Annotated in this window: 22 protein-coding genes and 2 pseudogenes; 10 read left to right on the top strand and 14 right to left on the bottom strand. The window is 60.3% G+C overall.

Annotated features, from left to right (window positions below):
* Positions 1 to 98: 98 nt before the first annotated feature.
* The 6 genes from glnT to GDN47_RS23965 form a co-directional block, all read right to left on the bottom strand.
* Positions 99 to 1,406: a type III glutamate--ammonia ligase gene (gene glnT, locus GDN47_RS23990; protein WP_113352089.1), complete on the bottom strand. Its 1,308-nt coding sequence runs from the start codon at positions 1,404 to 1,406 to the stop codon at positions 99 to 101.
* A 77-nt stretch (positions 1,407 to 1,483) separates the two neighbouring features.
* Complete coding sequence (locus GDN47_RS23985) at positions 1,484 to 2,812, bottom strand: FMN-binding glutamate synthase family protein (RefSeq protein WP_112724650.1); 1,329 nt, start codon at positions 2,810 to 2,812, stop codon at positions 1,484 to 1,486.
* 15 nt (positions 2,813 to 2,827) lie between these two features.
* Positions 2,828 to 3,514 (bottom strand): GltB/FmdC/FwdC-like GXGXG domain-containing protein, encoded by a 687-nt coding sequence (locus GDN47_RS23980; protein WP_112724649.1) that lies wholly within the window; start codon positions 3,512 to 3,514, stop codon positions 2,828 to 2,830.
* 31 nt (positions 3,515 to 3,545) lie between these two features.
* Positions 3,546 to 4,454: a class II glutamine amidotransferase gene (locus GDN47_RS23975; RefSeq protein ID WP_113352090.1), complete on the bottom strand. Its 909-nt coding sequence runs from the start codon at positions 4,452 to 4,454 to the stop codon at positions 3,546 to 3,548.
* A 93-nt stretch (positions 4,455 to 4,547) separates the two neighbouring features.
* Positions 4,548 to 5,231, bottom strand: coding sequence for a helix-turn-helix domain-containing protein (locus GDN47_RS23970; RefSeq protein WP_113352091.1), 684 nt, complete (start codon positions 5,229 to 5,231; stop codon positions 4,548 to 4,550).
* Positions 5,232 to 5,310: 79 nt separating this feature from the next.
* On the bottom strand, positions 5,311 to 6,270 hold the full coding sequence (locus GDN47_RS23965; RefSeq protein ID WP_152094400.1) for a GlxA family transcriptional regulator: 960 nt from the start codon (positions 6,268 to 6,270) through the stop codon (positions 5,311 to 5,313).
* An 87-nt stretch (positions 6,271 to 6,357) separates the two neighbouring features.
* Here GDN47_RS23965 and GDN47_RS23960 point away from each other — a divergent pair, with 87 nt between their 5' ends.
* From GDN47_RS23960 to GDN47_RS23940, 5 genes are all read left to right on the top strand, one after another.
* Entirely contained in the window at positions 6,358 to 7,608 is a 1,251-nt protein-coding gene (locus tag GDN47_RS23960; RefSeq protein WP_113352093.1) for a sarcosine oxidase subunit beta family protein, read from the top strand.
* A gap of 12 nt (positions 7,609 to 7,620) precedes the next feature.
* On the top strand, positions 7,621 to 7,899 hold the full coding sequence (locus tag GDN47_RS23955; RefSeq protein WP_113391140.1) for a sarcosine oxidase subunit delta: 279 nt from the start codon (positions 7,621 to 7,623) through the stop codon (positions 7,897 to 7,899).
* Positions 7,896 to 10,829 (top strand): sarcosine oxidase subunit alpha family protein, encoded by a 2,934-nt coding sequence (locus GDN47_RS23950; protein WP_152094399.1) that lies wholly within the window; start codon positions 7,896 to 7,898, stop codon positions 10,827 to 10,829. The genes GDN47_RS23955 and GDN47_RS23950 overlap by 4 nt, the downstream gene beginning before the upstream one ends.
* On the top strand, positions 10,822 to 11,367 hold the full coding sequence (locus GDN47_RS23945; RefSeq protein WP_145635815.1) for a sarcosine oxidase subunit gamma family protein: 546 nt from the start codon (positions 10,822 to 10,824) through the stop codon (positions 11,365 to 11,367). Before GDN47_RS23950 ends, GDN47_RS23945 begins: the two co-directional genes overlap by 8 nt.
* A gap of 196 nt (positions 11,368 to 11,563) precedes the next feature.
* Positions 11,564 to 13,285: a peptidoglycan D,D-transpeptidase FtsI family protein gene (locus tag GDN47_RS23940; protein WP_145635818.1), complete on the top strand. Its 1,722-nt coding sequence runs from the start codon at positions 11,564 to 11,566 to the stop codon at positions 13,283 to 13,285.
* Between the two features lie 292 nt (positions 13,286 to 13,577).
* On the opposite strand, the gene GDN47_RS23935 is transcribed toward GDN47_RS23940, so the two are convergent.
* The 3 genes from GDN47_RS23935 to GDN47_RS23925 all read right to left on the bottom strand — a co-directional run bounded on the left by GDN47_RS23935 (position 13,578) and on the right by GDN47_RS23925 (position 17,324).
* Positions 13,578 to 15,104, bottom strand: coding sequence for a SulP family inorganic anion transporter (locus tag GDN47_RS23935; protein ID WP_145635821.1), 1,527 nt, complete (start codon positions 15,102 to 15,104; stop codon positions 13,578 to 13,580).
* A gap of 4 nt (positions 15,105 to 15,108) precedes the next feature.
* Positions 15,109 to 15,798 (bottom strand): carbonic anhydrase, encoded by a 690-nt coding sequence (locus GDN47_RS23930; protein ID WP_113395667.1) that lies wholly within the window; start codon positions 15,796 to 15,798, stop codon positions 15,109 to 15,111.
* A 374-nt stretch (positions 15,799 to 16,172) separates the two neighbouring features.
* Positions 16,173 to 17,324, bottom strand: a complete 1,152-nt coding sequence (locus GDN47_RS23925) for an alpha/beta fold hydrolase (protein ID WP_152094408.1) — start codon at positions 17,322 to 17,324, stop codon at positions 16,173 to 16,175.
* Between the two features lie 258 nt (positions 17,325 to 17,582).
* Here GDN47_RS23925 and GDN47_RS23920 point away from each other — a divergent pair, with 258 nt between their 5' ends.
* Entirely contained in the window at positions 17,583 to 18,161 is a 579-nt protein-coding gene (locus GDN47_RS23920) for a TetR/AcrR family transcriptional regulator (RefSeq protein WP_197044223.1), read from the top strand.
* A gap of 81 nt (positions 18,162 to 18,242) precedes the next feature.
* On the opposite strand, the gene GDN47_RS23915 is transcribed toward GDN47_RS23920, so the two are convergent.
* Positions 18,243 to 19,649: an amidase gene (locus GDN47_RS23915; protein WP_113391147.1), complete on the bottom strand. Its 1,407-nt coding sequence runs from the start codon at positions 19,647 to 19,649 to the stop codon at positions 18,243 to 18,245.
* 149 nt (positions 19,650 to 19,798) lie between these two features.
* Here GDN47_RS23915 and GDN47_RS23910 point away from each other — a divergent pair, with 149 nt between their 5' ends.
* A complete protein-coding gene (locus GDN47_RS23910) occupies positions 19,799 to 20,359 on the top strand; it encodes a TetR/AcrR family transcriptional regulator (RefSeq protein ID WP_162749484.1) in 561 nt (186 codons plus the stop codon).
* Positions 20,360 to 20,682: 323 nt separating this feature from the next.
* On the opposite strand, the pseudogene GDN47_RS23905 reads toward GDN47_RS23910, so the two are convergent.
* Positions 20,683 to 21,018: pseudogene (locus GDN47_RS23905) on the bottom strand (nitroreductase family protein); the annotation flags it as partial.
* Between the two features lie 124 nt (positions 21,019 to 21,142).
* Here GDN47_RS23905 and GDN47_RS23900 point away from each other — a divergent pair.
* Positions 21,143 to 22,174, top strand: a complete 1,032-nt coding sequence (locus GDN47_RS23900) for an IS110 family RNA-guided transposase (protein WP_113353887.1) — start codon at positions 21,143 to 21,145, stop codon at positions 22,172 to 22,174.
* Positions 22,175 to 22,505: 331 nt separating this feature from the next.
* Here the strand turns inward: GDN47_RS23900 and GDN47_RS23895 are convergent.
* Positions 22,506 to 22,805: pseudogene (locus GDN47_RS23895) on the bottom strand (nitroreductase family protein); the annotation flags it as partial.
* Between the two features lie 171 nt (positions 22,806 to 22,976).
* Between GDN47_RS23895 and GDN47_RS23890 the strand changes: the two are divergent.
* A complete protein-coding gene (locus GDN47_RS23890) occupies positions 22,977 to 23,930 on the top strand; it encodes a LysR family transcriptional regulator (RefSeq protein ID WP_113391150.1) in 954 nt (317 codons plus the stop codon).
* A gap of 72 nt (positions 23,931 to 24,002) precedes the next feature.
* Here the strand turns inward: GDN47_RS23890 and GDN47_RS23885 are convergent, their stop codons facing one another.
* A complete protein-coding gene (locus tag GDN47_RS23885; protein ID WP_145636709.1) occupies positions 24,003 to 24,284 on the bottom strand; it encodes a hypothetical protein in 282 nt (93 codons plus the stop codon).
* 278 nt (positions 24,285 to 24,562) lie between these two features.
* Here GDN47_RS23885 and GDN47_RS23880 point away from each other — a divergent pair, with 278 nt between their 5' ends.
* Entirely contained in the window at positions 24,563 to 24,832 is a 270-nt protein-coding gene (locus tag GDN47_RS23880) for a hypothetical protein (protein WP_113391152.1), read from the top strand.
* Positions 24,833 to 25,159: 327 nt separating this feature from the next.
* On the opposite strand, the gene GDN47_RS23875 is transcribed toward GDN47_RS23880, so the two are convergent.
* The gene (locus GDN47_RS23875; protein ID WP_152094397.1) at positions 25,160 to 26,419 is read right to left on the bottom strand and encodes a hypothetical protein; all 1,260 of its coding nucleotides are present in this window, start codon (positions 26,417 to 26,419) and stop codon (positions 25,160 to 25,162) included.
* Positions 26,420 to 26,424 lie beyond the last annotated feature (5 nt).

The raw sequence follows: 26,424 nt of genomic DNA, 5'->3' as shown, positions 1-26,424 counted from the left end.
CTGATCTTCCTCCGCCGTCCGCAGCCAAAATTCCGCCCTCGCGCCGGGGGAATGCACCCCGGCGCCTGAGCCCTGAAGGGCATCTTGCCGCCACGCACTCAGATATCGAGCGTGCTGTCGCGCTCCCACTGCGTGAAGTGCGAGCAGTAGGCGTTCCACTCCTGATGCTTGAGCTTCAGATAGGCTTCGGAGAATTCCGAACCGATCGCCTGCTTCAGCCCCTCGTCCTCGTCATAGGCACGCAGCGCATCGAGCAGATTGAGCGGCAGTCGCGGCGCATTCTTCACGAGATGACCCTCCGCATACATGTCGATATCGTGATGAGGCCCGGGATCGGCCATGCTGCGTAGGCCATCGAGGCCGGCAGCGATGATGACGGCCTGCAGCAGGTAGGGATTGACGGCACCATCGGGCAGGCGCAGCTCAAAGCGGCCGGGACCAGGCACGCGCACCATATGGGTGCGGTTGTTGCCGGTCCATGTCACGGTATTGGGAGACCAGGTGGCACCCGACGTGGTGCGCGGCGCATTGATGCGCTTGTAGGAATTAACGGTGGGATTGGTGATGGCCGCCAGCGACGAGGCATGCTTCATGATGCCACCGAGGAAATGCTTGCCCTCGGCCGACAAGCCGAATGCGGCCTCCCTGTCGGCAAAGACATTGGTCCTGCCATCATTACTCCATACGGAAATATGGCAATGGCAGCCGTTGCCCGTCAGCCCCTTGAAAGGCTTCGGCATGAATGTCGCCCTGAGGCCATGCTTTTCGGCGATCGATTTGACCATGAATTTGAAGAAGGAGTGCTTGTCCGCCGTCTTCAGGGCGTCGTCGAATTCCCAGTTCATCTCGAACTGGCCGTTGGCATCCTCATGGTCGTTCTGATAGGCGCCCCAGCCAAGCTCCAGCATATAGTCGCAGATCTCGGAGATGACGTCATATCGCCGCATGACAGCCTGCTGGTCATAGCAAGGCTTTTCAGCCGTGTCGTATTCATCCGATATCTTGGCGCCATCGGCGGTGATCAGGAAGAATTCGGCCTCGACGCCGGTCTTGACGCGCTTGCCCGCGGCTTCCGCTTCCTTCACGAGCTTCTTCAGCACGTTGCGCGGCGCCTGGGCGACCAGCTCACCCTCCATCATGCAATCGGCCGCGACCCAGGCAACATCCTTCTTCCACGGGAGCTGGATAACGGAGGAGGCATCGGGTACGGCAAAAAGATCGGGATGGGCGGGCGTCATGTCGAGCCAGGTGGCAAAACCGGCAAAGCCGGCACCCTCCTCCTGCATCCCGGCAATCGCCTGCGCCGGCACCAGCTTGGCACGCTGGCCGGAAAAAAGATCCGTATAACTGATCATGAAATATTTGATGCCTTTGTCCTTTGCAAAGGCAGCAAGATCCAGTGTCATTCTCGTTCCCCTTTGGATTTCTTCGAGACACTTCGATGATGCATGCAGCGGCCGGACCTCTCGGTCCGGCCGGTATTTTAAAAGCCTCCCTTGCCCGGGTACCAATTGGTGCCGGCGAGCGGAATCTGCGCCATGGCGGCGGCCTCCATCGTCAGCGCACAGAGATCCTCCGGCTCCAGGTTGTGCAGGTGATTCTTGCCGCAAGCACGCGCGATCGTCTGCGCTTCCAGCGTCATCACCTTGAGATAATTGGCAAGGCGCCGGCCGGCTGCAATGGGGTCGAGCCGGCTTGCGAGCTCAGGATCCTGGGTCGTGATACCGGCTGGGTCCTTGCCCTCGTGCCAGTCGTCATAGGCGCCAGCCGTCGTGCCGAGCTTCTGATATTCTTCTTCCCATTTGGGATCGTTGTCGCCGATCGCAACCAGCGCCGCCGTACCGATGGCAACTGCATCCGCACCAAGCGCCAAGGCCTTGGCCACATCGGCACCAGAACGAATGCCGCCTGAAATGATCAGCTGCACCTTGCGATGCATGCCGAGATCCTGCAGTGCCTGGACTGCGGGGCGGATACAGGCAAGCGTCGGCATGCCGACATTCTCGATGAAGACATCCTGCGTCGCAGCGGTGCCGCCCTGCATGCCGTCAAGCACGACGACGTCGGCACCGGCCTTGACCGCAAGAGCCGTATCGTAATAGGGGCGCGCACCGCCGACCTTCACGTAGATCGGCTTTTCCCAATCGGTGATCTCGCGCAGCTCCATGATCTTGATTTCGAGATCGTCCGGACCGGTCCAATCCGGATGGCGGCAGGCCGAACGCTGATCGATGCCCTTCGGAAGATTGCGCATATTGGCGACGCGATCGGAAATCTTCTGGCCGAGCAGCATGCCGCCGCCGCCGGGCTTGGCGCCTTGGCCCACAACGACTTCGATCGCATCGGCGCGGCGCAGATCCCTAGGGTTCATACCGTAGCGCGACGGGAGGTACTGATAGACCAGCGTCTGCGAATGGCCGCGCTCCTCGTCCGTCATGCCGCCGTCGCCTGTCGTCGTCGACGTGCCTGCGATCGTAGCGCCGCGGCCAAGTGCTTCCTTGGCATTGCCGGAAAGCGCGCCGAAGCTCATGCCGGCAATAGTGATCGGGGTCTTCAGCGTGATCGGCTTCTTGGCGAAACGGCTGCCGAGGACGACGGTCGTATCGCACTTCTCGCGATAGCCTTCGAGCGGATAGCGCGATATCGACGCGCCGAGGAACAGTAGATCATCGAAATGCGGCACCTTGCGCTTGGTGCCGGCGCCGCGAATATCGTAAATGCCTGTCGCCGCCGCGCGGCGGATTTCGGCGAGCGTATGATCGTCGAAGGTAGCGGACTTGCGAGGCGGCGTGTGCGGATTGTGGTAGCTCATGAGGTCCCCTTCGCCTTAGTACGCGTCGGCATTGTCGATATTGAAATTATAGAGCTTGCGCGCCGATCCATAGCGCTTGAATTCCTCCGGCCTGACGCCGCGCACGCCGGCCTTTTCCAGAAGCTCGGAGAGCTTCTGCAGGTGTTCCGGGCGCATCTCCTTTTCGATGCAATCGGAGCCGAGGCTTTTCACCGAACCGCGGACGAAGAGCTTGGCCTCGTAGAGGCTGTCCCCCAGCGCATCGCCGGCGTCACCGAGCACGACCAGATGGCCTGACTGTCCCATGAAGGCCGACATATGGCCGATATTGCCGTAGACGACGATATCAATGCCCTTCATCGAGATGCCGCAGCGCGAGGCGGCATTGCCCTTGATGACAAGCAGGCCACCCTGCCCGGTCGCCCCGGCATACTGGCTGGCATCGCCTTCGATGACGACGGTGCCGGACATCATGTTTTCCGCAACGCCTGGGCCGGCCGAACCGTGGATGGTGACGTTGCCGCCATCATTCATGCCGGCGCAGTAATAGCCGACGGAGCCCTTGATATCGACAGTAACGGGCGCGTCGATACCTGCGGCAACAGCATGATGGCCGCGCGGATTGACGACTTCGAAAGCTGTATCGTTGGTGCCGGCTGCGAGGCCATGAAGGGCGCTATTGAGTTCGCGCAGCGGCGTGACGGATAGGTCGAAAACTGGCATGTAAGATCTCTCTCGATTGCGGCGCTTCTGATCAGGCAGCCTTTTCGTGATCCCAGAAATAGACGGTCGCCGGCTCCGGCTCCCAAATGCGGGCATCCTCGATGCCCGGAAGACTGACGAGCGCGCGATATTCGGAGCCGAAGGCGACATACTGGTCCGTCTCGGCCATAACTGCCGGCTTGCAGGCGATGGGGTCGCGAACGACGCCGAAGCCGGACTTGGTGCCGACGACGAAGGTGAAGAAGCCGTCGAGATCGTCGACCGCGCTTTCGAGCGCCGCCCCGAGATCCTTGCCCTTGGCCATCTCGGCCGTCAGATAGGCGGCCGCGACCTCGGTATCGTTTTCCGTCTCGAAGGTCATGCCCTCGCGCTTCAGCTCGCGCCGCAGGTTGTTGTGGTTCGATAGCGAACCGTTGTGAACCAGGCACTGGTCCGAGCCAGTGGAGAAGGGATGAGCGCCGAGCGTCGTGACGGCCGATTCCGTCGCCATGCGCGTATGGCCGATGCCGTGCGTGCCTGACATGGCGGTGACGCCGAAGCGCGAGACCACATCCTTCGGCAGGCCGACCTCCTTGTAGATCTCGACGGTATCGCCGCTGCTCATGACCCGGATATTCGGGCGCAGACCCGCCAGAGCCACCCTGCCCTCTTCAAGCTTGTCCTTGGCAAGGGTGATGACGGCATGCGTGCTCTTGACCGCCACGGCCACGGGAATGTCGAGCGCCCGCCTCAGCTCATATTCCAATCCGTCGAAATCCTTGACCGGATCAGGTGACTGAACGGTAATCTTGGCCGAGCTGCCATTATCGTTGCCGTAGATCGCGATACCCGCACTGTCAGGTCCGCGATCGGTCATCGTGATCAACATGGAAGACAGAAGCGCGCCGAGTTTCGGCTCCAGCGCCTTATCCTTCAAGAAAAGACCGACAATTCCGCACATGCCCAAAGCCTCCGTTTTCGCATCTGCAAAAATGGCTATCAGGTCCGTTGCGATTTTTCAACTCAAAAGAATAATTTTTTCTTTTAAGGCAAGTCAGTCGGTCTTGCCTCGCTGTGGGTAACTAATGATCGAAAGGTATTTTGCCGGCAGTTTCACCAGCACCTCCGGGCCATGCGGAGCATCCGCATCGAAGAAGAGGCTATCGCCGGGCTGCATGGGGTAAAGCTGGTCCCCATGGCGGTACATGACCTCGCCCTCGAGCATATAGAGGAACTCCATTCCCTCATGCTGGAACGTCGGGAAGACGTCGGAATCCGCCGTCAGCGTGATGAGATAGGGCTCGACGATGACGCCGCTGGAATTGTTGTCGATATGGCCAAGGAGATTATATTGATGGCCCGCGCGCGTGCCACGGCGTTCCAGCTCGACACCCTGGCCCGCCTTGACGAAGACGGCGTTGCGCGGCTCCTCATAGCGACGGAAGAAGGCGGTCAAGGGCACGCCGAGCGCACGCGACAGCGATTGCAGCGTCGTCAACGACGGCGAGATATTGCCGTTCTCGATCTTCGACAGCATGCCGAGCGAGATCCCCGTCGCGGCGGCGAGATCCGTCACGGTGATGCCGAGCTTCTTGCGATAGGCGCGAACTTCGTGGCCGATCGCCATTTCGAGATTGTTTTCCTTCGGCTCGCGAACCGCATGCGGGTTTTGGGAGAAGGCCGAGCGTCCAGCATGGGATTGGTCGTCGGCCGATATCGTGTCTGCCTTGGTTTTCATTCTGTATCCTTTTTTGTCGGCAGGGCCTGCTGGGAAGAACTCTATCTTCCCAGTGAAATTTTCTCAACTGCGACGAAAATCAAACGCGGCGGGTTTCGCTGGGTGCCATGCCATAAAGCGAGCGATAGGCTCTGGAGAAATGCGCGCCGCTGGAAAAGCCGGTGGCGATGGCGATTTCGGAAATCGAAAGCGGACTTTGCTCCAGAAGCCGCCGGGCATGCCGCAGGCGTATCAGCCGATATTGATCTAGGAATGTCGAGCCGAGATGACTAGCAAACAGCCGGTCAAGATGACGCTGCGTGACACCTGCAATGCGCGCCATGGCCGTACGGTCGAGCGGCATCTCGATCGTTTCCTCCATTTTTGCAAGAACGCTGAGCAGGCCCGGATGGTGAACGCCGTAGCGTTCTGCGAGCGAACCACGTTGCGGCGCCGCTGGCTCGCCGACTTCGGTGTGCAGATACCAGTCGCTGACGCGCCGGGCGAAATCGGCGCCCATGTGCTCAGATATTAGCACATGCATCATGTCTAGCGGCGCGATGCCACCGCCGCAGGTGATGCGATTGCCATCGATGACGAAGCGTGCCTGGCGCGGCGCAAGTGCTGGAAAGGCTTCGAGCAGGGCCGGCGCATGCTCCCAATGAATGGTGAAATCGCGCTCGGCCAAAAGCCCGGCGGCGGCAAGCAGATAGGGGCCACCGGAGATGCCACCGATGCGCACGCCCTCGCGTGCGAGCTGGCGGAGGCAGGCGAGAACCGAAGGGTAGTGCCAATCGCGCGGCGAGCCGCCGGCGCAGACGAAGACCGTGCCGAGCTCGGATCCGCGACCCGGGAGAGGGTCGGCCGGCACCGGTACACCACCAGAGGATACCGCCGGGATGCCATCCGGCGAAAAAATCGACAATCGATAGATTTCACGTCCGGCCAAAAGATTCGCGGCGCGCAACGGCTCGCTCGCGGAAGCATAGGACATCAGCGCGAATCCCGGGATCAGGACGAAGCCGATGGACTGACTATTTCTTGCATCGATTGGCGCCATGTCCCTTTTCTATCGAAAGAGGTCCTAATTGGGCAAGTCGGCATTTGCCACTCTGTCATCATGAGCGCATTCACAGCGGATCGAACCATGCGCTATTCGGCTTTCTCTGTTTTCCTCAACGGTCTTCGCGGCAACACCGGCTGGGCGCCCGCCTGGCGCCAGCCACAACCGAAACCGCATTATGACGTCATCATCGTCGGTGGCGGCGGTCATGGGCTGGCAACCGCCTATTATCTGGCCAAGACCTTCGGCATCACCAACGTCGCCGTTCTGGAAAAGGGCTATCTCGGCTCGGGTAATATCGGCCGCAATACGACGATCATCCGCTCGAACTACCTGCTGCCCGGCAACAATCCGTTCTACGAGCTCTCGATGAAGCTCTGGGAAGGGCTGGAGCAGGATTTCAATTTCAACGCCATGGTCTCGCAGCGCGGCGTTCTCAATCTATTTCATTCGGATGCTCAACGCGACGCCTATACCCGTCGCGGCAACGCCATGCGCCTGCACGGCGTCGACGCGGAATTGCTCGATCGCGAAGCTGTTCGCAAAAAGCTGCCCTTCCTGGATTTCGAAAACGCCCGCTTCCCGATCATGGGTGGCCTGTTGCAGGCGCGCGGCGGCACGGTGCGCCATGACGCAGTCGCCTGGGGCTATGCCCGCGGCGCCGACAGCCGTGGCGTCGACATCATCACCGGCTGCGAAGTGACTGGTATTCGTTCCGACAATGGCCGGGTCCTTGGCGTCGAGACCACGAAGGGCTACATCGGTTGCGGCAAGCTGGCGCTCGCGGCCGCGGGCAATTCCACGGTGGTCGCCGACATGGCGGGTTTGCGCTTGCCGATCGAGAGCCATGTGCTGCAGGCCTTCGTCTCGGAAGGCCTGAAGCCGTTCATCGATTGCGTCGTCACCTTCGGCGCCGGCCATTTCTATGTCTCGCAGTCCGACAAGGGCGGTCTCGTCTTCGGCGGCGATATCGACGGATACAATTCCTACGCCCAGCGCGGCAATCTCGCGACCGTCGAACATGTCGCCGAAGCCGGTGTGGCGATGATCCCGGCGCTGACGCGCGTGCGCTACCTGCGCACATGGGGTGGCGTCATGGACATGAGCATGGATGGCTCTCCAATCATCGACCGGACGCATATCGACAACCTCTATCTGAACGCCGGCTGGTGCTACGGTGGTTTCAAGGCCACGCCGGCGTCGGGCTATTGCTACGCGCATCTGATCGCCCGCAACGAGCCGCATGAGACAGCAATGCAGTTGCGCCTCGATCGCTTTCGGCGCGGCTATCAGATCGATGAAAAAGGCGTCGGCGCCCAGCCGAACCTGCATTGAGGACATGACGACATGGCAAGCCTGATTTCCTGCCCTCACTGCGGCGCCCGGCCCAAGGAAGAGTTCACCATCAAGGGCGATGCGAACCTCAGCCGCCCGAAAGCCGACGCCGGCGCGGAAGACTGGTACGATTACGTCTATCTGCGCGACAATCCGAAGGGGCTTCACAAGGAGTATTGGCATCACTCATCCGGTTGCCGCCGCTGGCTGATCGTCGAGCGCGACACTGTTACCCACAAGGTCCATGGCGTCAGCGACGCGGCACTTGCCAAGCTTGGGGGCGGCGCATGAGCAGCTATCGTCTTTCCTCCGGCGGCCTGATCGATCGTTCGAAGACCCTCGCCTTCAGCTTCGACGGCCGGGATCTGACGGGCCATCCCGGCGACACGCTTGCCTCCGCCCTGCTCGCCAATGGTATCCAGCTTGTCGGCCGCAGCTTCAAATATCATCGCCCGCGCGGCATCTTGACGGCGGGTGCCGCCGAACCCAATGCCCTTGTCACGACCGGCACGGGCGGACGAACTGAAGCCAATACCCGTGCCACGATGATCGAGCTTTACGATGGGCTCACGGCGCGCAGTCAGAATCGCTGGCCGTCGCTCGGCTTCGATATCGGCGCCGTCAACGGCTTGTTGTCGCCTTTCCTCAGCGCCGGCTTCTACTACAAGACCTTCATGTGGCCCGCCGCCTTCTGGGAGAAGGTCTACGAACCGCTGATCCGCAAGGCCGCCGGTCTCGGCAAGGCATCCTATGAGCTGGATCCCGATTCCTATGAAAAATGCTGGGCGCATTGCGATCTGCTCGTGATCGGCGCCGGACCCACAGGTCTTGCCGCGGCGCTGACGGCGGGACGCGCCGGAGCGCGGGTGGTTCTTGCAGACGAAGGCTTCGCCCTCGGCGGCGGTTTGCTCGCAGAGAAGAATCCGACGTTCGAAAGCATGATCAATGAGCTCGAAAGCCTGTCGAACGTGCAGTGCCTGCCGCGAACGACAGTTATCGGCTGGTACGACGACAATGTCTTCGGGGCGGTCGAACGCGTTCAGAAGCATGTGGCGACGTCTGATCCGCGACGGCCGGTCGAGCGCCTGTGGCGCATCATCGCCAAGCAGGCGATCCTCGCGACCGGAGCGGAAGAGCGCCCAATCGTCTTCGGCGGCAACGACATTCCGGGCGTGATGATATCAGGCGCAATGCGCAGCTATCTGAATCGGCAGGCGGTTGCGCCTGGCAAGCGCACGATAGTCTTCACGACCAACAGTTCCGGCTACCGCACCGCCGCCGAGCTCGAGGCAGCGGGCGTCGAGGTTGCCGCCATCGTCGATAGTCGCGCCGATGGCAACGATCTCTGGAACGGCAAGGCACAAGTCTTGACCGGCGCTCGCGTCATTGACGCGCATGGCGGCAAGCAGCTGCGCCGTGTGACCGTGGCGAGCTCCTCCGGTAGCCGGGAAATCGAAGCCGACGCGCTTGCCATGTCCGGCGGCTGGAGCCCGATCATTCACCTCGCCTGCCATCGCGGTGCAAAGCCGACCTGGTCGGAAAAGTGTGCAGCCTTCCTGGCCCCTGAAAGACAGGATGGCTTGCTGATTGCCGGCTCCGCAGCCGGCCTTGCCTCCACCGATAGCTGCCTTGGCGACGGGGCAATGAAAGCCGCCGAGGCGCTGGAAGCAATCGGCCTTGGCAAGATCGTCCCGGCCTTTGCGTCAATGGAGGAAGTACCGCCTGCTGCCAAGCCGCTCTGGTTTGTCAAAGGTGGCAAGGGCAAGGCCTTCGTCGACTATCAAAACGACGTGCACCTCAAGGATCTCGGCCTTGCCGTTCGTGAAGGCTATGGCGATGTCGAGCTTGCCAAGCGCTATACGACCAACGGCATGGCGACCGATCAGGGCAAGCTCTCCAATGTCAACGCCATTGGCATACTCGCCGAGGCCCGCGGTGTATCGCCGGCCGCGGTCGGCACCACGACGTTTCGTCCCTTCTATACGCCGGTCACTTTCGGGGCGCTGACGGGCGCCTCGCGCGGCAAGCACTTCCAGCCCGCGCGCAAATCCCCTTTACACCAGTGGGCAAAGAAGAATGGCGCGATCTTCGTGGAGACTGGCCTTTGGTATCGCTCCTCCTGGTTTCCGCGCGAGGGTGAAAAAACCTGGCGCGAAAGCGTCGATCGCGAAGTGCTGAACATCCGAAAAAATGCCGGCATCTGCGATGTCTCCACACTCGGCAAGATCGAGATCTTCGGCAAGGATGCCGCCACTTTCCTCGACCGTATCTATTGCAACGGTTTCGCCAAGCTTTCCGTCGGCAAGGCGCGCTACGGCATCATGCTGCGCGAAGACGGCATGATCTATGATGACGGCACCACCAGCCGGTTGAGCGAAGACCATTTTTTCATGACCACAACGACAGCGCTTGCCGCCGGCGTGCTCACCCACCTGGAGTTCTGTGCCCAGACGCTCTGGCCCGAGCTGGAGGTCTGTTTCGCGTCGTCAACCGATCAATGGGCGCAGATGGCGGTCGCCGGACCCAAGTCGCGGTTGATCCTCTCCGAAATCGTCGACGAGGATATTTCCAACACCGCCTTCCCGTTCATGAGCGCGCGCGCGGTCTCATTGTTCGGCGGCAAGCTTGAGGGTCGCCTCTTCCGCATATCTTTTTCCGGGGAGCTCGCCTACGAGCTCGCCGTGCCGGCGGCCTATGGCGAATTCGTCGCCGACGCCATCATGGAGGCGGGTCAAAAACATGAAATTTGCGCCTATGGCGCCGAGGCGCTTGGCGTCATGCGTATCGAGAAGGGTCATGTCACCCATGCCGAGATCAACGGCACGGTAACGCCAGGCGATCTTGGCTTTGCCCGCATGGTTTCGGCGGCGAAGCCTGATTTCATCGGCAAGGCGATGCTCGCGCGCGAGGGTCTCCAGGCCGCCGATCGGCTTCGCCTCGTCGGTGTCAAACCGGTGGACCCGGCAACAAGCTTCCGTACCGGCGCCCATATCCTTGCGGACGGTGCGGCGGCGACACTCGAAAACGACCAAGGCTATGTGACATCGAGCGCCTTTTCCCCCAGCCTCGGCCATACGATCGGGCTCGCTCTCATCAAGAATGGAGCGGAGCGCATCGGCGAGAAGGTCGTCGTCTGGAACGGGCTTAGAAACGAATACACGGATGCAATGATCTGCAGCCCGGTCTTCCTCGACCCGCAGAATGAGAAACTCCATGCCTGATTTGCCGATATCAAAGCCGGTCCTTGCCGGAAAGACCGTCCTGCAAAGCGAGACCATCCGGCTTGAAGCCCTGCCCGAGGGGCATCTCCTGCATGTGCTGGGCGCAACCACGAGCGAAGAGCTTTTGGCCCATCTTCCTGTGGCCGGCCTCAAGCGGAGTTCCGTACGCCCGGCGGGATACCGGCAATGGTTCATCGCCGGTAACGAGCAGCTCGTTCAATCTCAAAGGCAGGCTATCGCCGATGTCCTGGCCGGCCGCGCCTTCATCTGCGACCAAAGCCACGGCCGTATCCGCATCCTGGTTTCGGGCCAGGACGCGCCCCGGATACTCAACAAAGGTACGGCCGTCGATCTGCATCCATCGAGCTTCCCCGAGGGGCGCAGTGCCATGACGCTTTTCGGTCATATCTCTGTGCAGCTTGCGCGCATCGGCATGAACGATTTCGAGCTGACTGTGCTGCGCAGTTTTGCGGAATCGCTTTATGAGGAACTCGAAGCTCTGGTTCGATCTCAGGATGCCGAGCAGCTCGCGCTCTGAACCACATCTCTGGCGCGGACATGGTCGGGCAGGGCTATCTCGCCCGCAACCGCAATACGCGCAGAGCGCGAGGCGCGCCTCAAACACAACGTTAGTAAGAAAAACTTATAATTAGGTCCCTGTTAACCATCTTGAGCTTAGAGATTGTTGATCCAGAGGCACGTCCGCCTTCCCCTGTTTTGCGAATAAATCGTTCATGTCGATCATCCACGCCCTCGGCGCAAATAGCGGTCGCCTCATCAGAATCACCTTTGGTCCGGGCGGACGAGAGCGCCCGCCTGTACGCGCAACGGGCAAAGCCAAACTCGCCAAAGCTCGCATCATGATGCTGGCGGGTGGGCTGTTCGTCTGTTATGTGGCGATCTTTGCCAGGCTTACCTATTTCGATATGGAGCCGCGGACCGACACGTCGGCGATTCCGCCGGATCATGTCAGCGCCGCGCGCCCGGATATCGTCGACAGAAACGGCGAATTGCTCGCAACCGATATTCGCACAGTCTCGATGTTTGCCGAGCCCAACCGCGTGATCGATCCGGACGAGGCAGTGGAAAAAATCGCCTCGATCTTTCCCGATATCGACCGAAAATCACTTTATAAAAAGCTTTCCGACCGCCGCTCGCATTTTGCCTGGCTGCGCCGGCAGCTGACGCCGAAGGAACAGAGCGAGATCCTGGCGCTCGGCATTCCGGCGATCGGCTTTCGGCCTGAGGTCAAGCGTTTCTATCCGGGCGGGCGAACAGCCGCACATATTCTCGGCTATGTCGATATCGACAATCACGGCGTCGCCGGCATGGAGAAATATCTCGACATGCAGGGCCTGTCGGATCTCGCTTCCACGGGCCTGACGAGCCGCGACCAATTGGAGCCGGTACGGCTTTCGATCGATCTTCGTGTTCAGAACGTTGTGCATGACGTGGTGTCGGATGCAATCGGCCGATATCAGAGTCAGGCGGCTGGCGCCGTCATCCTCGACATCCATACCGGCGAAGTGCTGGCCATGGCCTCGGCTCCCGATTTCGATCCGAACGATCCGCAGGCTGATGTCAAAGGCTGGCTGAACCGCATGTCGAACGGCACCGACGAGATGGGCTCGGTGTTCAAGACCTTCTCGATCGCAATGGCCATCGACACGGGCATGGTCAAGCTGACGGATACCTTCGACGCCAGCTCTCCCCTGCATTATGGCGGCTTTACCATCCATGACGACCGCGACGTGCCGCGGCGTGTCCTGTCGATCCCGGAAATCTTCCGCTATTCGTCCAACATCGGCACGGCCAAGATGATGGATAAGGTGGGCATGACCATCCAGAAGAGCTATCTGACCCGCTTCGGGCTGTTGACGAAGATGCAGACCGAACTGCCCGAGGTGAAGGCGCCCAGCCAGCCAAAGGTTTGGAAGAAGCTCAATTCTATCACCATCGCCTTCGGCCACGGCGTCGCCACTACGCCGATGCAGACGGCCGTCGCTGGCGCAGCCCTCATTGATGGCGGCAAGCTGATCGAGCCTTCCTTCCTTCCGCGCACGCAGGAAGAAGCGGAAAAGACCGAGACGATGATCGTCAAGAAGAGCACCAGCGACACGATCCGCTACCTTTTCCGTCTGAACGGCGAACAGGGCACCGGCAGAGCCGCCGACGTCCCCGGCTATCATGTCGGCGGGAAGACGGGCACCGCAAACAAGGTCATTCACGGCGTTTACTCGCACAAACTCAGCTTCAATTCGTTCCTGGCGGCATTTCCCATGGATAATCCGAAATATGTGGTGCTGGCCTTCATCGACCAGCCGCTGACGGGTGTTCACAACCTGAACCTCGCTGCAGAAACGGCGGCCCCCATGGTCCACGATATCATCAGCCACGCCGCGCCGCTGCTCGGCGTCGAGCCCGATTTCGGATCGAACTTGCTCGCCGCCTACTGAGGATTGGGTGTTTGATCCCTAGCTTCGATGGGCAAAGTCACGCCTTTCTCGAAAGCCGCGGCTTGATGAAATGCGTCTTGCCCCAAAAGACAGGGCTCGCCACCTCAGCTTATGTTCCACAATGAATCTATCTGATGCAATTTAAGATTGTATATTTCAAATCACTACCGATACTAGATTTAGCTCTTTCTCGCATCTCCCTCGACGGGCATTTGTATGTTTTGCTGTTGGTCTTGCCCCGACAAGCGGGGCAAGCATATTATCGCGAGGTAGCCGGTGAGTTCTTCACCGATCAGGCAACCTCCCGCGCTAGCGTTTCAAAGATTGGCGTCAGCCGCCGATGGCGGCCGACCGGTGGATGCTCGATTTCCACCAGACGCCCGGATTTCTTCTGCCGTTTCAGCCATTCGCGCAGGGTTTCGGCGCTTGTATGATCAAGGTAGTGCAGGCGCGTGCCGGCAATCCTGATCTTGCGACCCTCGGGAAGCGTTTCCAGCATGTTGAGCAGGGCGGGAACGTCCTTGCATGTCGCCACGCCCACGAGGTCGAGATGGATGGTTTCATCCTCTTCCAATCTGTCGATGGCGAGCTTGCGACGCAGATATGGAAGGATTTCCAATATGGACAGCGCAAGACCGAGTGCCACGCCCACAAGCAGGTCCTGAAGCACCACCATCGCGACCGTCGCGGTCCAGATCCCGACAGGGACCCAGCCGTGATGATCGAAGAGATGCCGGACATGATGAAGACTGATCAGCCGCCATCCTGTCACCAGCAGCACCGCGGCAAGCGCCGTCAGCGGCACCATCGCGAGCAGCTCCGGCAGAAACGCCACCAGTCCGAGGATCCAAACGCCATGCAGCACGGCCGACGCCCGCGAGCGTGCGCCCGCCTGAATATTGGCGGACGACCTGACGATGACACCGGTGATGGGCAGCGCACCAAGCAGACCGCAAAGCCCGTTGCCGATACCCTGCGCAAACAGCTCCTTGTTGAAGCGGGTCCGCACGCCATCATGCATGCGATCGACGGCGGCGGATGAGAGCAGCGTTTCCGCACTGGCGATCACCGCGATGACCAGCGTCGTCACGATGATGCCGGGCTCAACCATCCTGGCAAAGCCATCCAGCGTCGGCAGTGTAATGCTTTCGATAAGGGAGGACGGCACCTCCACTCTTGCGATTGGCAGCTGCATGCCAACCGTCAATATCGTACCGGCCGCAACCCCCACCAGGGCACCGGGTATCAGCATCAGTTGCTTCGGCCTGAATTTCTCCCAGGCGATCATGGCCAGCAAGGAAATCAGCCCCACGAGGAGAGCGACTGCTTCACGCGTCAGCCCCGCGCCCCATACGCGAGCAAAGGTTTGCTCCATGGCGGTGACGTTCTCGATGCCTCCGGCAGCCGGTCTTGCCCCCATCAGCACATGGATCTGGCCAAGAATGATGAGGATGCCGATCCCGGCGAGCATGCCGTGGACGACCGCGGGTGAAATCGCCCGGAACCACGAGCCGATCTTCAGGAATCCGGCAAGGACCTGCAGTAAACCCGCAACGATGAGAACCGGCCCGAGCATGTCGATGCCATATTGCTCGACGAAACCGAAGACGATCACGGCAAGGCCAGCGGCCGGCCCTGATACCTGAAGCGGAGATCCCGCCAAAAGGCCGACGACGATGCCGCCGACAATGCCTGAAATGAGGCCCATCGCCACCGGAACGCCTGAAGCCACGGCAATGCCGAGGCAGAGCGGTATGGCGACGAGGAATACGACGAGCGAGGACGCGAGGTCGCGTGAAAGAGCAGAGCTTGACATCATCGGCCTACTCCGCAGCTTGCGGGATCACATGCGGACGACCACGACCCTTAACCGCGACAGGCAAAGGCCTGTCCTCAAGGATTTCCGTGAAGCGAGCGGCCGTACCGTCATAGACGAGCACCTCCCCCGTCTCGATATCGAAGAACCATCCATGCAGTGTGATGTCGTTGATCGCAAGCTTGGCGGCGACGGAAGGATGCGTGCGCAAGTGGTCGAGCTGAACGACGACGTTTTCCATCGCGATGGCGCGAACCCTTTGACGCTCGGACAGGTCGGCGGGGTAGGCTTCGCAGACGATCGAATGGGCGGCATGACTGTGCTTCAGCCAGGCGGCGACATTCGGCATCGGTTTCAAAAGATCAGGATGGCAAAGCCCTTTCATCGCACCGCAATCGGAATGCCCGCAGACGATGATATCACGAACGCCGAGTGCTACGACCGCATATTCTATTGCCGAGGACACACCGCCATTCGCCGTGGAAAAGGGAGGAACGATGTTTCCGGCATTGCGGCAAACGAAGAGTTCGCCGGGGCCGGATTGCGTGATCGTTTCAGGCATGACCCGGCTGTCGGCGCAGGAAATCATCAGCGCTTGCGGCTGCTGCCCCTCCTCCGCCAGCTTGCGATAAAGTGCCTGATGGTCGGGAAAGACGGCACCGCGAAAGCTGGAGATCCCTTTAAGCAAATCACCCATTGTCGAGTCCTTGTAATGGGCCGGACGGCAGGCAGGGGGCGTACCCATGCCCGGCGGGTTGGAATGCGCGATCATCTCGCAAGCGCGAGATAGGAACTGGAAACGGGAAGAAAATAGCGAGCGCCGAATTAGCGTAGCCTAATTTATAAAAATCTTGTGAGTGGACTGTGAGATCCTTTTAGTTGACCTCCGGCGCATGCGTCACAACGACAGCCCATATGAGACCATTGGACGGTGCTCTTCCAATCGGTAAGGTCCGTCCCTGATCTCCGAGCCTCGCCGACTATGATCCGGATGGCCGCTGCTAGGCCTGCGGATCGCTTCTCGCCGGCCATAAAACCGCTCTGTGATCTTCCCGTCAATTGGGGGGCAGACTAATGACCGCCAAGTCCGAAATCACTGGGGTGATCCGCCCCACCCGCCTCCTTCATGAAGGCGAGCAGCAGCTCGCTCAACCGGCCCGGCTGCTCCTGCTGGATCCAGTGACCGGCGCCGTCGATCAGCTCGATGCCAGCCATCTTCGTCGCTGCCATTGTCCTCATGATATCGAGCGCGCCCGGCGCTGCGTAGGTGCCCCAATCGCTCTTCCCGCCCACGAAGAGTGACGGGACATCGATCGTCCTGCCCGAAAACAGGCGCAACTCGGCATTCAGGTCAGGATCGGAATAGACGCGATAAGTCTGCAGCGCGCCCTGAAATCCGGTGCGGCCATATTCCTCCGTGTATATGTCAAGTTCCGGCTCGGTGAGCCATTTGCAGGTTTGGACCTCGGCGGCGGAAGGCTGGAATGGAGCGACAGTCTCGGGCATCGTCTTGCCGAGATCCATGACATAGTAGGTGGGCATTTTTGCAAGCTCCATGGCGGTTCGCGCCTGCAGCGGATGCGGCTTGTTTCCCGGCCAGTCGGCGCTCTTGACGTAGAAAAATGCGCGAAGAAACGCGTGCAGACCTTGAGGGGGACGCCACATGTCATCATTGGCCTTCCGCGTGCTCAAATATTGCTGATAATACTCTCTGGGCGGATCGAGCGCGGCCAGCGCGGCCGCCAACCTTTGATTGTCAGTGTTCGATTGGACCGGCGACGATGCCTCGCTTTCCGCGGTGTTGAACGGAAATGCCGGCGGGCCAGGGAACGGCGCGCTCATCAGCACCACCGATGGAAAAACGTCAGGTCGAGCGAGCGCACAATAGGCGGCCACGGGCGAACCGAAGTCGTGCCCGACAAGCATCGTCGTGCGCCGATACCCCAGCGCCGAAACCAGCCCGAGCGCGTCGCGCGTCATGTTCAAGAGGCTGAAGGGCGCGAGCGGGGTGTCATAGCCGTTCATCCAACCTGTGGTGCGGCCAAAACCCCGCTGATCGGGCGCCACGACATGGTACCCCGCGTCAGCCAGAACCGGAATCAGATGTCGCCAGCCGTAAGCCAGATCTGGAAAGCCGTGCAGAAGCAGCGCGAGGGGCCGGCCGGGGTTTTCGTAACCGGCCTCGAGAATATGGACATCAAGGCCGTTGACCCCGTGGATCATGCGCGAGCGGCCCCCCTTGGGAAGCGTTCCCCCGCCGTAAGGTGGTGTAGTCAAAGCACTTCCTCCCATGGGGTTTGAGCGAGCCGATCGAAGGGACGCGGCAACCAGACTGGCCGCGCCCATCGCCAAAACGGCTCGTCGGGACATCGATGGTTTGAAATGAACGGGATGATTCATCCGCGGGCCTCTTTCTATGGCGATCACCATAGTATGGCGATCGCCATAGCGGCGTCAAGCGAACCGTGTTATGTTTGTTGCATGCCACGCAAGACTGACGCCCGCGCCAACGCGATTGCAACCGCCCAAAGACTGTTTCGCATCCAAGGCTATACCGCGACTGGATTGACCCAGATCATTGAAGAAAGCGGTGCCCCTAAAGGATCGTTCTACTTTCACTTTCCACGCGGCAAGGCACAGCTCGCAGAAGAAGCAATCGATCAATACGTCGCGAGCCGAATTGCGGTTTTGCGAAATATCTCCGCGAACACGGCCGGCGATGCGGAAAATTTCGTTCGCCAGATTTTCGGAACATTCGCCGCCGAAATGGTCGCCTCCGACTTTCAATATGGCTGTCTGATGCAAAATCTGGCGAATGAACTGCCCGCGCTCGACGCTGAGCTGACCAAAAGGGTCGCGCGCGGATTTGTCGATTCGACCGAGATTATTGCAGAGCATTTCAGGCGGTGTGGCTTCGCTCCCGCGCGCGCATCCTCCACCGCGGCCGCTTTGGTAGCCGCGCTCGAAGGCGCGCGAACGATCGCACGCCTGGAACGCACGCCGGCCGTATTCGAGGCACTGGCGGAGGTTAGTTGCCAGAGGTGCTTACCACCGGCATGACTGCGGGCAGCGTCCCCTCGACAAAATAATATCGCGACACATGCGCTGCCGCACGAACTTGATCGCTCCCGGCGCCACCCATCAAAGATCTGGATGCAGATCCCTGACGGTGCTCACGCTCTCGAGCTGGGACGCGACCGCCAGGATCGTCGACTCCGCCAGCCAGCTGCCGACGATCTGGACGTTGATCGGAAGACCTTCCCTGCTCGTGCCGAACCGCATTGAAATTCCCGGCAAGCCGGTGACGTTGAGCGGCACGGTCGCACCCTGCAGATATGTGGCGTCGACCGCCCGGCCATTGATGACGAACTCCTCCTGGCCGTGCTTGTGGGCCGGCAAGGGCAGCACCGGCGTGATCAGCGCATCGAACTTCTGGAAATACTCGGCGAAGCCATCGCGCAGACGCTCGGCCGCCTGCTCGGCCTCGATGAAATCTGCCATGGAGGTGTCCGGTAGCGACAGCATCGTCTTGGACATCTTGTACATCTGGTCTTCGTGCCCGGCGGTCGCCTCCGCGAAGGCCTGCTTCATCTCCATCACGTGGATACGATTGAAGACATCGAGCGCAAAATCCCTTTCGAGCGCGGGAATGCGCACCGGCTCGACATGTAGCCCGAGACCTTTGAGCGCCTCGGCGGCCGCCTCGACCACCTTGGCTACTTCAGGGTCGATCGGCCCGAAGCCCGGTTCGACCAGCCAACCCACCCGGAGCTGCCGATAGGGCTGACGGCCGATACCGGCGTCGAATTGAACAGTGCTCGTCGCGAAAGCGTCATGGCCGTCAGGACCGGCAAGCTGCGAGAAGGCGAGCGCCAGGTCGCGGATGCTGCGGGCCATTGGACCTACGTGCCAGAAGCGGCGCGGCGCGCGCGGATAAATGCCGGTCATCGGCACACGGCCGTGCGTTGCCTTGATGGACGAGATACCGGTCTGGGCGGCCGGTCCACGCACCGAGATGGCGAGATCGGTGCCGAGGCCGATCGGCGACATGCCCGCCGCAATCGCGGCCGACTCGCCACCGCTCGAACCGCCCGGCGTCCGCGAGAGATCCCAGGGATTGTTGGTGCGGCCGGTAAGCAGATTGTCGCTTTCGATCCAGTAGGAGAATTCGGGAAGATTGGTCTTGGCGAGCAGGATACCGCCAGCCCTCTTCATGCGTGCGACGCTGGTGGCGTCGGCATCGGGCATGCGTCCCTTGAAGATCGGCGAGCCGCGCTGCGTCGCCACGCCGGCGGTATCGATCGAGTCCTTGACCGTGAAGGGGACGCCATGAAGGGCACCGAGCTCATCACCCGCGCGGACCGCGGCGTCCGCCGCCTCGGCCTTTTCCAGGGCGTCTTCGGCGAGTGTGACGATCGCATTGATCTTCGGGTCAACCGCCTGGATGCGATCCAGATGGGCCTTGACGACCTCGACCGCTGAAACCTCGCGGCTGCGGATCATCTCAGCGAGCTTGGTCGCGTCTGAATAGATGATGTTCTCACTCATGGCTTTCTCTCTCTTCCGGCTACGTCCGCTCCGGACGTAGCCAACCTAACGTTCGTTAGGGGGAGATAAACCCTTTCCTTTTTGTGCGTCAACCCCTATCTAACATTTGGTAGGGCAATAACCATTCAATCCTCGCCGCTGAGATGACGATGACGAATTCAAAGGAAGCGATCCTGGCCGCTGCCAGGCAGATCGCTCAATCACATGGCTACAGCGGGCTGAACTTCCGCGATCTCGCGGCCCAGGTCGGGATCAAGGCAGCGAGCATCTATCATCACTTCCCAAGCAAGGCGGGGCTCGGTGCGGCGGTTGCTCGGCGCTACTGGGAGGATACCGAACGGGAGCTCGATACCCTCCTTATAAACGCGGCCGATCCAATCAGCGCGCTACGGGAATATCCGAAAATCTTTCGAAGGTCGCTGGAGAGCGACAACCGACTTTGCCTCTGCAGCTTCATGTCGGCGGAATATGATGACCTTCCAGATGAGGTGACGGCGGAGGTTCAGACCTTCTCCGACGTCAATGTGGCCTGGATCAGAAAGGCGCTCGCCGCCGCCGGCGTGACGCGCCCAGAAGACAGCGAGGCGCGGGCACGTGCGATCTTTGCGGCGGTCGCCGGAGCTCAGCTGATGGCGAGAAGCCGCTGCGACATATCATTGTTCGACGCCTTAATCGAAAGCTACCGAGCCACGGGGCTCCTGCCGGCATAGACGTAATCCGCGCTCGGTTGCCTCATTAGCGTTCAATTCAACGCGCCGCCGGCATTCGTCCAGCTTACCTATGCATGCTCAATCACCGGCTCCAGGCTCCTTGCGGGACGGCATCAGGATGCCATGGGCGCCTCGCTCCGCTTCATACGGAGTATGCCGGCTGGAGCCCGCGGCCTCACCTCTCGAGCGGCAGGATGCACAATTCTGTTATCAATGTCCGCAAGCACTGATCACCTGGTATTTGCGCGGGGGGAATGAGAGGAGCGGCGAGATCGAGCCGCACCCCGAAGCATAGACCACCACGACAATTGCGGATGCCTGGATCACACGATATCGGTGACAAACTCATGGCGGCTTCGACGGACCTTCTTCAGATGCACGAGCCAATCGCCCTCTGGGGCTCGGTATCCAATCGGCAGCATGACGACGCTGCGCAGCCCTTTCGATCGCAGGTCCAATATCTCGTCGACCGCGGCCGGGTCGAAGCCTTCCATAGGTGTCGAGTCCACCTGTTCGAAGGCTGCCGCGATGACGGCGACGCCCAAGCCGATATAGGCCTGCCGGGCGGCGGCTTGATAATTGGCCTCTGTTCCCTGCGCGGCAACTATACCCAACAGTTTCTTGCGATAATTTTCCCAGCCCTCGTTTCTAAAGCCTCGAACATGGAGTAATCGCGGCGCGATCTCGCCCTGGCTTTTTGTGCTAGCGGGGGTGGTTGCCCCCGATAAGATGGAAAAAGGGCTCTCGATTGGAACCGGGCCCAAACATCGGATGGAGGCAACCATGAACCAGTATATTGGGCTTGATGTTTCATTGAAAGATACCGCGATATCGATCCGGGAGAACGGCAAGCGGATCTGGCGGGGGAAGTGCCCTTCGGATCCAAAACTTCTGGCAGAGATGATCCGCAGGCATGCTCCCCGCGCTCGGCGCGTCGTATTCGAAACGGGACCGCTGTCGACGTGGTTCTATCACGCGTTGACGACCGAGGGGGTTCCTGCGATCTGCATTGAAGCGCGGCACGCACAAAAGGTATTGAACGAGACGCTCAACAAGACCGATACCAATGATGCGGACGGCTTGGCGCAACTCGCTGAAGCGGGTTTTTACAAAGCGGTTCGCGTCAAGTCGTTTGACGCCATGATGGCCCGCACGTTGGTGGCTGCCCGCGCACAGCTTTTGAACATCTCAACACAACTCGGCAATCAAATCCGCGGCCTGATGAAGACCTTCGGCCTGATCATCCCGAAAGCGAAGGGTCGAGTATTTGATGGCGATGTGCGGAAGCTTTTGGATGGGAACAACGAGCTTGCAAAAGTTATCTTGCCTCTTTTGGAGGCGTGGCACGATCTCCGAAAGCGCGCAGCTGATCTCAGTCGCCAGTTGCTGGTGGTGGCGCGTGAGAGCCAAGCTACGAAGCTACTGATGACAATCCCAGGCATCGGGGTTGTCACGGCGGTATCCTACGTTACGGCAATTGAAGATCCAGGAAACTTTCGAACGTCGCGCTCGGTGGGCGCCTGGCTCGGGTTGACAACCCGGCGCTACCAATCAGGCGAGGTCGATTATGACGGCCATATCTCGCGCAGGGGTGACAATCGCTTACGTGGGTTGCTTTACGAAGCGGCGACAACGCTGCTGACGAGAACCAGTGCCAGGACCGAGAGCAGTCTCAAGAGTTGGGGACTTAAGCTGCGCGAGCGACTCGGCTTCAAGCGGGCCGCTGTGGCCGTGGCCCGGAAACTCGCGGTCATCATGCACAGCATGCTCAAGACGGCAGAAGTGTTCAACGCATCGGCTGGCGCCACCGTATAGGAGACGCCCAGTCGTCGTCCCTCAGCGCGCCATCTAACTCTGGGCGCTGAGCGTCCCTGCTGCGGACGTGGGCAGGATCATTCCGCTTCTAGTGGCTGCAGCTCGTTGAGACTGCGTCTCGAACATAGGAAGATCCCACCTGCGAAGACCATTGTGCGGCGGCATTTGCCGACCGCGGAGACAACCCTGCGCCCAGCACTGGATAGCTCAGTACGACATGGCCGGAGAGGGCAGATCCACTCAATCGGTTCGGCCGCGTTGCCTGTCCCGCAAGCCGGCAAGGTCGTTCAATGCCAAAACCAGCTTGACGGATGGAATGCGATTAGACAACCTCATTGGTGAGGTCGAACATCATGTTGACGCGAGCAGCAGTGATGTCGTCCCAGGCCGCAAAAACCAGCAGGTGCGAGCAGTCGGTGATTTGCGCCTGATCCCAGGCCGCGGCTCGAATTCTCGTGCGGACGTCCGGGTTGCTTACGACAATCAGCTCGAAGGGCTGAAGCCCGCTCGACGTGGGTGCTAGGCGCACCGCCTCGACAATGCGCGAGAGCGTGTCGGGGGCGACGCTCCTGCTCGGGTCGTATTTCTTGGTCGCATAGCGCCATTCCAGACGTTCATTCACAGTCGTCATCGTGGTTTTCCTTTTCGTCTCGTATCCGGACGGCAATCGCATCGCTGCCGTGTCGAAACAGAGGTAGCCTCACTGTGGAGCTAGGAAAATTAGGGTTCGTCGCATTATAATGCTGCAATATGTGCAGCAATCCTGCTTCTCTGAAAGCGATTTGGAGGCGATCCGATAATCATGTATCTCGAACAAGCGCGGACCGACGAACTTGCAGCACTCGTGGCTGTTGCCAGGGAAGGCTCATTCGTCGCGGCAGCCGCCATGCTCCGCCGACACCCGACCATTGTGTCCAAACGTATCGCCGCGCTGGAACGACGCCTCGGCGTGCGTCTGCTCGAAAGAACGACACGGCGGGTTCGACTAACGGAAGCCGGTGCCCAGCTCGCGGAACGCATTCTAAGTGCAACCAACGCCATTTTAGAGGCCGAGCAGGAGGCGGCCGCCGGCGGTATCGAGCTCAAAGGTCGGCTGCGCCTGGCCTTCCCGGCGGCGATGGGCCGGCAATGGCTGGCGCCTGCGATGCCAGCTTTTGCTCGCCGATATCCAGGCCTTGACATCGAGGTCGACTACGCCGAGCGGCATGTCGATCTCATCGGCGAAGGATTTGACGCAGCAGTACGCCTTGGAACGCTCGGTGACAGCCGTCTTGTTTCACGCAAGCTGGGCGACCACCGGATCGTTCTCGGCGCATCACCGGATTATCTCGATCGCCACGGGATTCCCGCCTCTCCGCGCGCGCTCGTGGATCACAACCTCCTTCGATATACCGGGCCAGTGCTGGTGCCGGAGTGGCGCATGCGGAAGGGCCCGCTGCGCGAGACGATCCTGCCTTCCGGAAGCTATCGATCGAACGACATCGACACGCTGCTCGAAGCGGCACGGCAGGGAATCGGCATCGTCGGCTTCGGCGAGTGGTCCATGGTCCGTGACTTCGCTGCCGGGACGCTCGTCCGGCTCCTACCTGAGTGGCAGTTCGAGATCGATGGGGGGATCCATCTTGTCCGTCCGTCCGCGAAATTCACGCCGGCACGAACTGAAGCGTTTATACAGTGGATCACGACACTATTCGCTGGCGGGCTTCCATGGGAGAATCAGAGTATATGCAATGAAATGCAGGTTCCGACCTGCTGATCGGGCGGACTACCGAGTGATCCCGCGGCTTTTCCGTTTCGGGAAGATGCGGCTTTACGATGCAGCGCTCTATCACCACATCGGCTGCTTCTCGGACATGGCCCCATCACCTTGATGGCCTTGCTCGGACGACCACTCGATTTCATCGAACGCGTGCCGCCGCAACAGCATGAAAATCGCTTCGTTTATGTCGCGTCCGTCGAGGAGGCTTGGATTGTCGCACAACACATCAATCGTCCGTCGAGTGACACGTCTCGCGACCGCCTCGGATCTGGTAAACTTGCGAGCCCAAACCATTAACGCTTCGCGAAAATTGGGATCATCTGGAATAGATGCGTATTTCCGAAAGGGCATAATACCGCTCCCTCGGTCTTGCAGGCGGGAGCACGTCTAAGCCCTCCGTCGCCACCGCCTACGTATTCGGTTGGTGCCGATACTTCATCTTACGCTTCGAGAAAGACGAGTCCACCAACTTCTATGAACGCTAGCGAACAAAGCATTCGGGAGCTCTTAGGCCTAAGTCCCTACTTGATCGGGACTTTCGTCCGTATTCACGAGCAGTGCTCATGGCATACTACATTTAGGGCGCGGGTTAGCGCGCCGCAGCTGTACATGAATCGGAATGGAAAGACATGAAAAGAATCGTAATCGCAGCGTTGGCGCTCGCCACGACCTTGGCCGCGTCCCCGGCATTCTCTCAGGTCTACTTTGAATACGGAGTTGGGCCTCGCTACGACTATGATGCGCCGCCGCCGCGTTATTATCGTGCTCCGCCGGCCTACGCGGATGATGGGTACTATGACGGCCCACGCTACAGATATCATCGCCGGTGCTGGACCGAGAGACGCTACAGCTACCGCCATCATCATCGGGTGGTGGTGCGCGAAACCGTCTGCGATTAGTTGGCGCGAAAGACCCAGTTGTGATTCCGCGTGCCCGTCTTCGGATACGCCTGGCGGCATTCACAAAACCGCAGCACAATGACAGATTGAATCGTGCAAGTTACTGAACTCAAGTTCACAGCCGACATGCGCGATAGTGCTACGCAGCCGCCCTGCCTGGGCCCACCGGGCACGGCAATTCATCTTAGACCACTGAAACCTTTCCCAATCGCCGCCCGGTGGCGTGGTCTATTCCAGGGCGGTTCGGCGCTTCATCCAATCAGGAAATCGCCCTTTGTTTTTTTTCGCAATTCCGGACGAACACCGCTTCGTACTTTTCCGGGAACTCTAACGGTTCGCCGACTGACCGGCCGTGCCTATGAAAGGATTGCGCTTCAGCGCGGCAAGCACGGCCCATGCCGTCGCTCCTATATGGGGAAGGCGGAAGTACTTGAAGTCAACGGAGGCGGAGTCGGGCCCAACCTTCAGGCCGGTCGATAGCTCAGCGTTGACCGTGGCATAGAGCAGCCCGTCGGGGGCAACTTGCCTGGAAATCGTTTCGAACAAAGGTTCGGCCTCTTTCGCGCTGCCGCTCAGACGAAACACGAGGGCGGCCTGGGCAGTGCCCTCAAGCCAGATGCCGTCGCGGTCGTTGTTGAAGTCGAAACCACCATCAACGCCATGATTGCGTTTCGTCCATTCCAGGACGCGCGCGCGCCTGAACGCGTAGGCCGGCACGGCGATGAGCGGCCACAATTCGGCGTCGAGACCCGACATCCTCGTATTCGGTGCGGCGCTGTCGGGCAGGCTGCCGACAAAGAAACGACCGTCCTCGAAATCCCACATGGCCTCCAGAAACGCGCGCGCTTTCTCGGCGTGATGCATCCAGTCGCCCATGGGATCGAGCTCGGCAAGCCAGCGATCCGCCGCATAGACATCGAGGTTATGTTCCGTGGATTTCCAGCCTATGCGTTCCGGTGAGGGCTCCTGACCAAAAAAGCCTCCGAAATAACCGGGATTTTGCGGATCTGCGGTGCTGCGATGGATCCAGTCCATGATTGTCCGAGCGGCATCCAGATAGGGCCTTCGGCCGGTCTGTTCGTAGGCGGTCAGCAGTGCCAGCGCCCCCCAGGCCGTGCTGCCCGTCGCGCTGCCGACCTGATAGTCGTCTTCAATCCAAGACTTGCTAACGGGGCTCCAATAGCCCGGAAGCAGCATGCTGCCGTTATCCTCAACCGGGCCGGCGCGATAGGCGTTTCGCAGCCGCCCATCGTGATAAAATCGATCCGTCTTCAACGCGAGCACCAATGCATCGGCGACCCGGCTCGCTTCCGATTTTCGGCCACAGGCATATAGCGCCATGACCGCCAGTGCGTTGTCATAGGTGAAGCCCGCATTCTCGAGCGCGGGATGGAGCGGGGAAGCATCGGCCAGAGGCTCGTAGCTGCGAAAGACGAAAGGCTGCGCCGGCTCGCCGCTCATATGAGTAACGAGGCCGGCGCAAAGCCTTGCGGCGAGTTGAACATGCCGTTCCTCGCCTGCCCATGCCCCATTTACCCAACATGCGACGACGGCGCCAGCCAGAAAGGCCCTGAAAAAGCTTCGCATATATC

It is taken from the genome of Martinezella dioscoreae (assembly GCF_009176305.1).
GTDB classification, from domain to species: domain Bacteria; phylum Pseudomonadota; class Alphaproteobacteria; order Rhizobiales; family Rhizobiaceae; genus Rhizobium; species Rhizobium dioscoreae.
The sequence above is the reverse complement of the archived record's forward strand: the minus strand, read 5'-3'. Positions and strand labels throughout refer to the sequence as shown.

What these genes read in the sequence shown, in the direction of transcription:
- GDN47_RS23880 (WP_113391152.1), top strand. Translation starts at nt 24,563, where the DNA reads ATGAAAAGAATCGTAATCGCAGCGTTGGCGCTCGCCACGACCTTGGCC.
- GDN47_RS23875 (WP_152094397.1), bottom strand. Translation starts at nt 26,419, where the DNA reads ATGCGAAGCTTTTTCAGGGCCTTTCTGGCTGGCGCCGTCGTCGCATGT.
- GDN47_RS23965 (WP_152094400.1), bottom strand. Translation starts at nt 6,270, where the DNA reads ATGGCGCCAATCGATGCAAGAAATAGTCAGTCCATCGGCTTCGTCCTG.
- GDN47_RS23930 (WP_113395667.1), bottom strand. Translation starts at nt 15,798, where the DNA reads ATGGGTGATTTGCTTAAAGGGATCTCCAGCTTTCGCGGTGCCGTCTTT.
- GDN47_RS23885 (WP_145636709.1), bottom strand. Translation starts at nt 24,284, where the DNA reads ATGCCCTTTCGGAAATACGCATCTATTCCAGATGATCCCAATTTTCGC.
- glnT (WP_113352089.1), bottom strand. Translation starts at nt 1,406, where the DNA reads ATGACACTGGATCTTGCTGCCTTTGCAAAGGACAAAGGCATCAAATAT.
- GDN47_RS23915 (WP_113391147.1), bottom strand. Translation starts at nt 19,649, where the DNA reads ATGAGTGAGAACATCATCTATTCAGACGCGACCAAGCTCGCTGAGATG.
- GDN47_RS23920 (WP_197044223.1), top strand. Translation starts at nt 17,583, where the DNA reads ATGCCACGCAAGACTGACGCCCGCGCCAACGCGATTGCAACCGCCCAA.
- GDN47_RS23980 (WP_112724649.1), bottom strand. Translation starts at nt 3,514, where the DNA reads ATGCCAGTTTTCGACCTATCCGTCACGCCGCTGCGCGAACTCAATAGC.
- GDN47_RS23970 (WP_113352091.1), bottom strand. Translation starts at nt 5,231, where the DNA reads ATGAAAACCAAGGCAGACACGATATCGGCCGACGACCAATCCCATGCT.
- GDN47_RS23940 (WP_145635818.1), top strand. Translation starts at nt 11,564, where the DNA reads ATGTCGATCATCCACGCCCTCGGCGCAAATAGCGGTCGCCTCATCAGA.
- GDN47_RS23890 (WP_113391150.1), top strand. Translation starts at nt 22,977, where the DNA reads ATGTATCTCGAACAAGCGCGGACCGACGAACTTGCAGCACTCGTGGCT.
- GDN47_RS23960 (WP_113352093.1), top strand. Translation starts at nt 6,358, where the DNA reads ATGCGCTATTCGGCTTTCTCTGTTTTCCTCAACGGTCTTCGCGGCAAC.
- GDN47_RS23935 (WP_145635821.1), bottom strand. Translation starts at nt 15,104, where the DNA reads ATGATGTCAAGCTCTGCTCTTTCACGCGACCTCGCGTCCTCGCTCGTC.
- GDN47_RS23910 (WP_162749484.1), top strand. Translation starts at nt 19,799, where the DNA reads ATGACGAATTCAAAGGAAGCGATCCTGGCCGCTGCCAGGCAGATCGCT.
- GDN47_RS23955 (WP_113391140.1), top strand. Translation starts at nt 7,621, where the DNA reads ATGGCAAGCCTGATTTCCTGCCCTCACTGCGGCGCCCGGCCCAAGGAA.
- GDN47_RS23975 (WP_113352090.1), bottom strand. Translation starts at nt 4,454, where the DNA reads ATGTGCGGAATTGTCGGTCTTTTCTTGAAGGATAAGGCGCTGGAGCCG.
- GDN47_RS23900 (WP_113353887.1), top strand. Translation starts at nt 21,143, where the DNA reads ATGAACCAGTATATTGGGCTTGATGTTTCATTGAAAGATACCGCGATA.
- GDN47_RS23985 (WP_112724650.1), bottom strand. Translation starts at nt 2,812, where the DNA reads ATGAGCTACCACAATCCGCACACGCCGCCTCGCAAGTCCGCTACCTTC.
- GDN47_RS23950 (WP_152094399.1), top strand. Translation starts at nt 7,896, where the DNA reads ATGAGCAGCTATCGTCTTTCCTCCGGCGGCCTGATCGATCGTTCGAAG.
- GDN47_RS23925 (WP_152094408.1), bottom strand. Translation starts at nt 17,324, where the DNA reads ATGATCCACGGGGTCAACGGCCTTGATGTCCATATTCTCGAGGCCGGT.
- GDN47_RS23945 (WP_145635815.1), top strand. Translation starts at nt 10,822, where the DNA reads ATGCCTGATTTGCCGATATCAAAGCCGGTCCTTGCCGGAAAGACCGTC.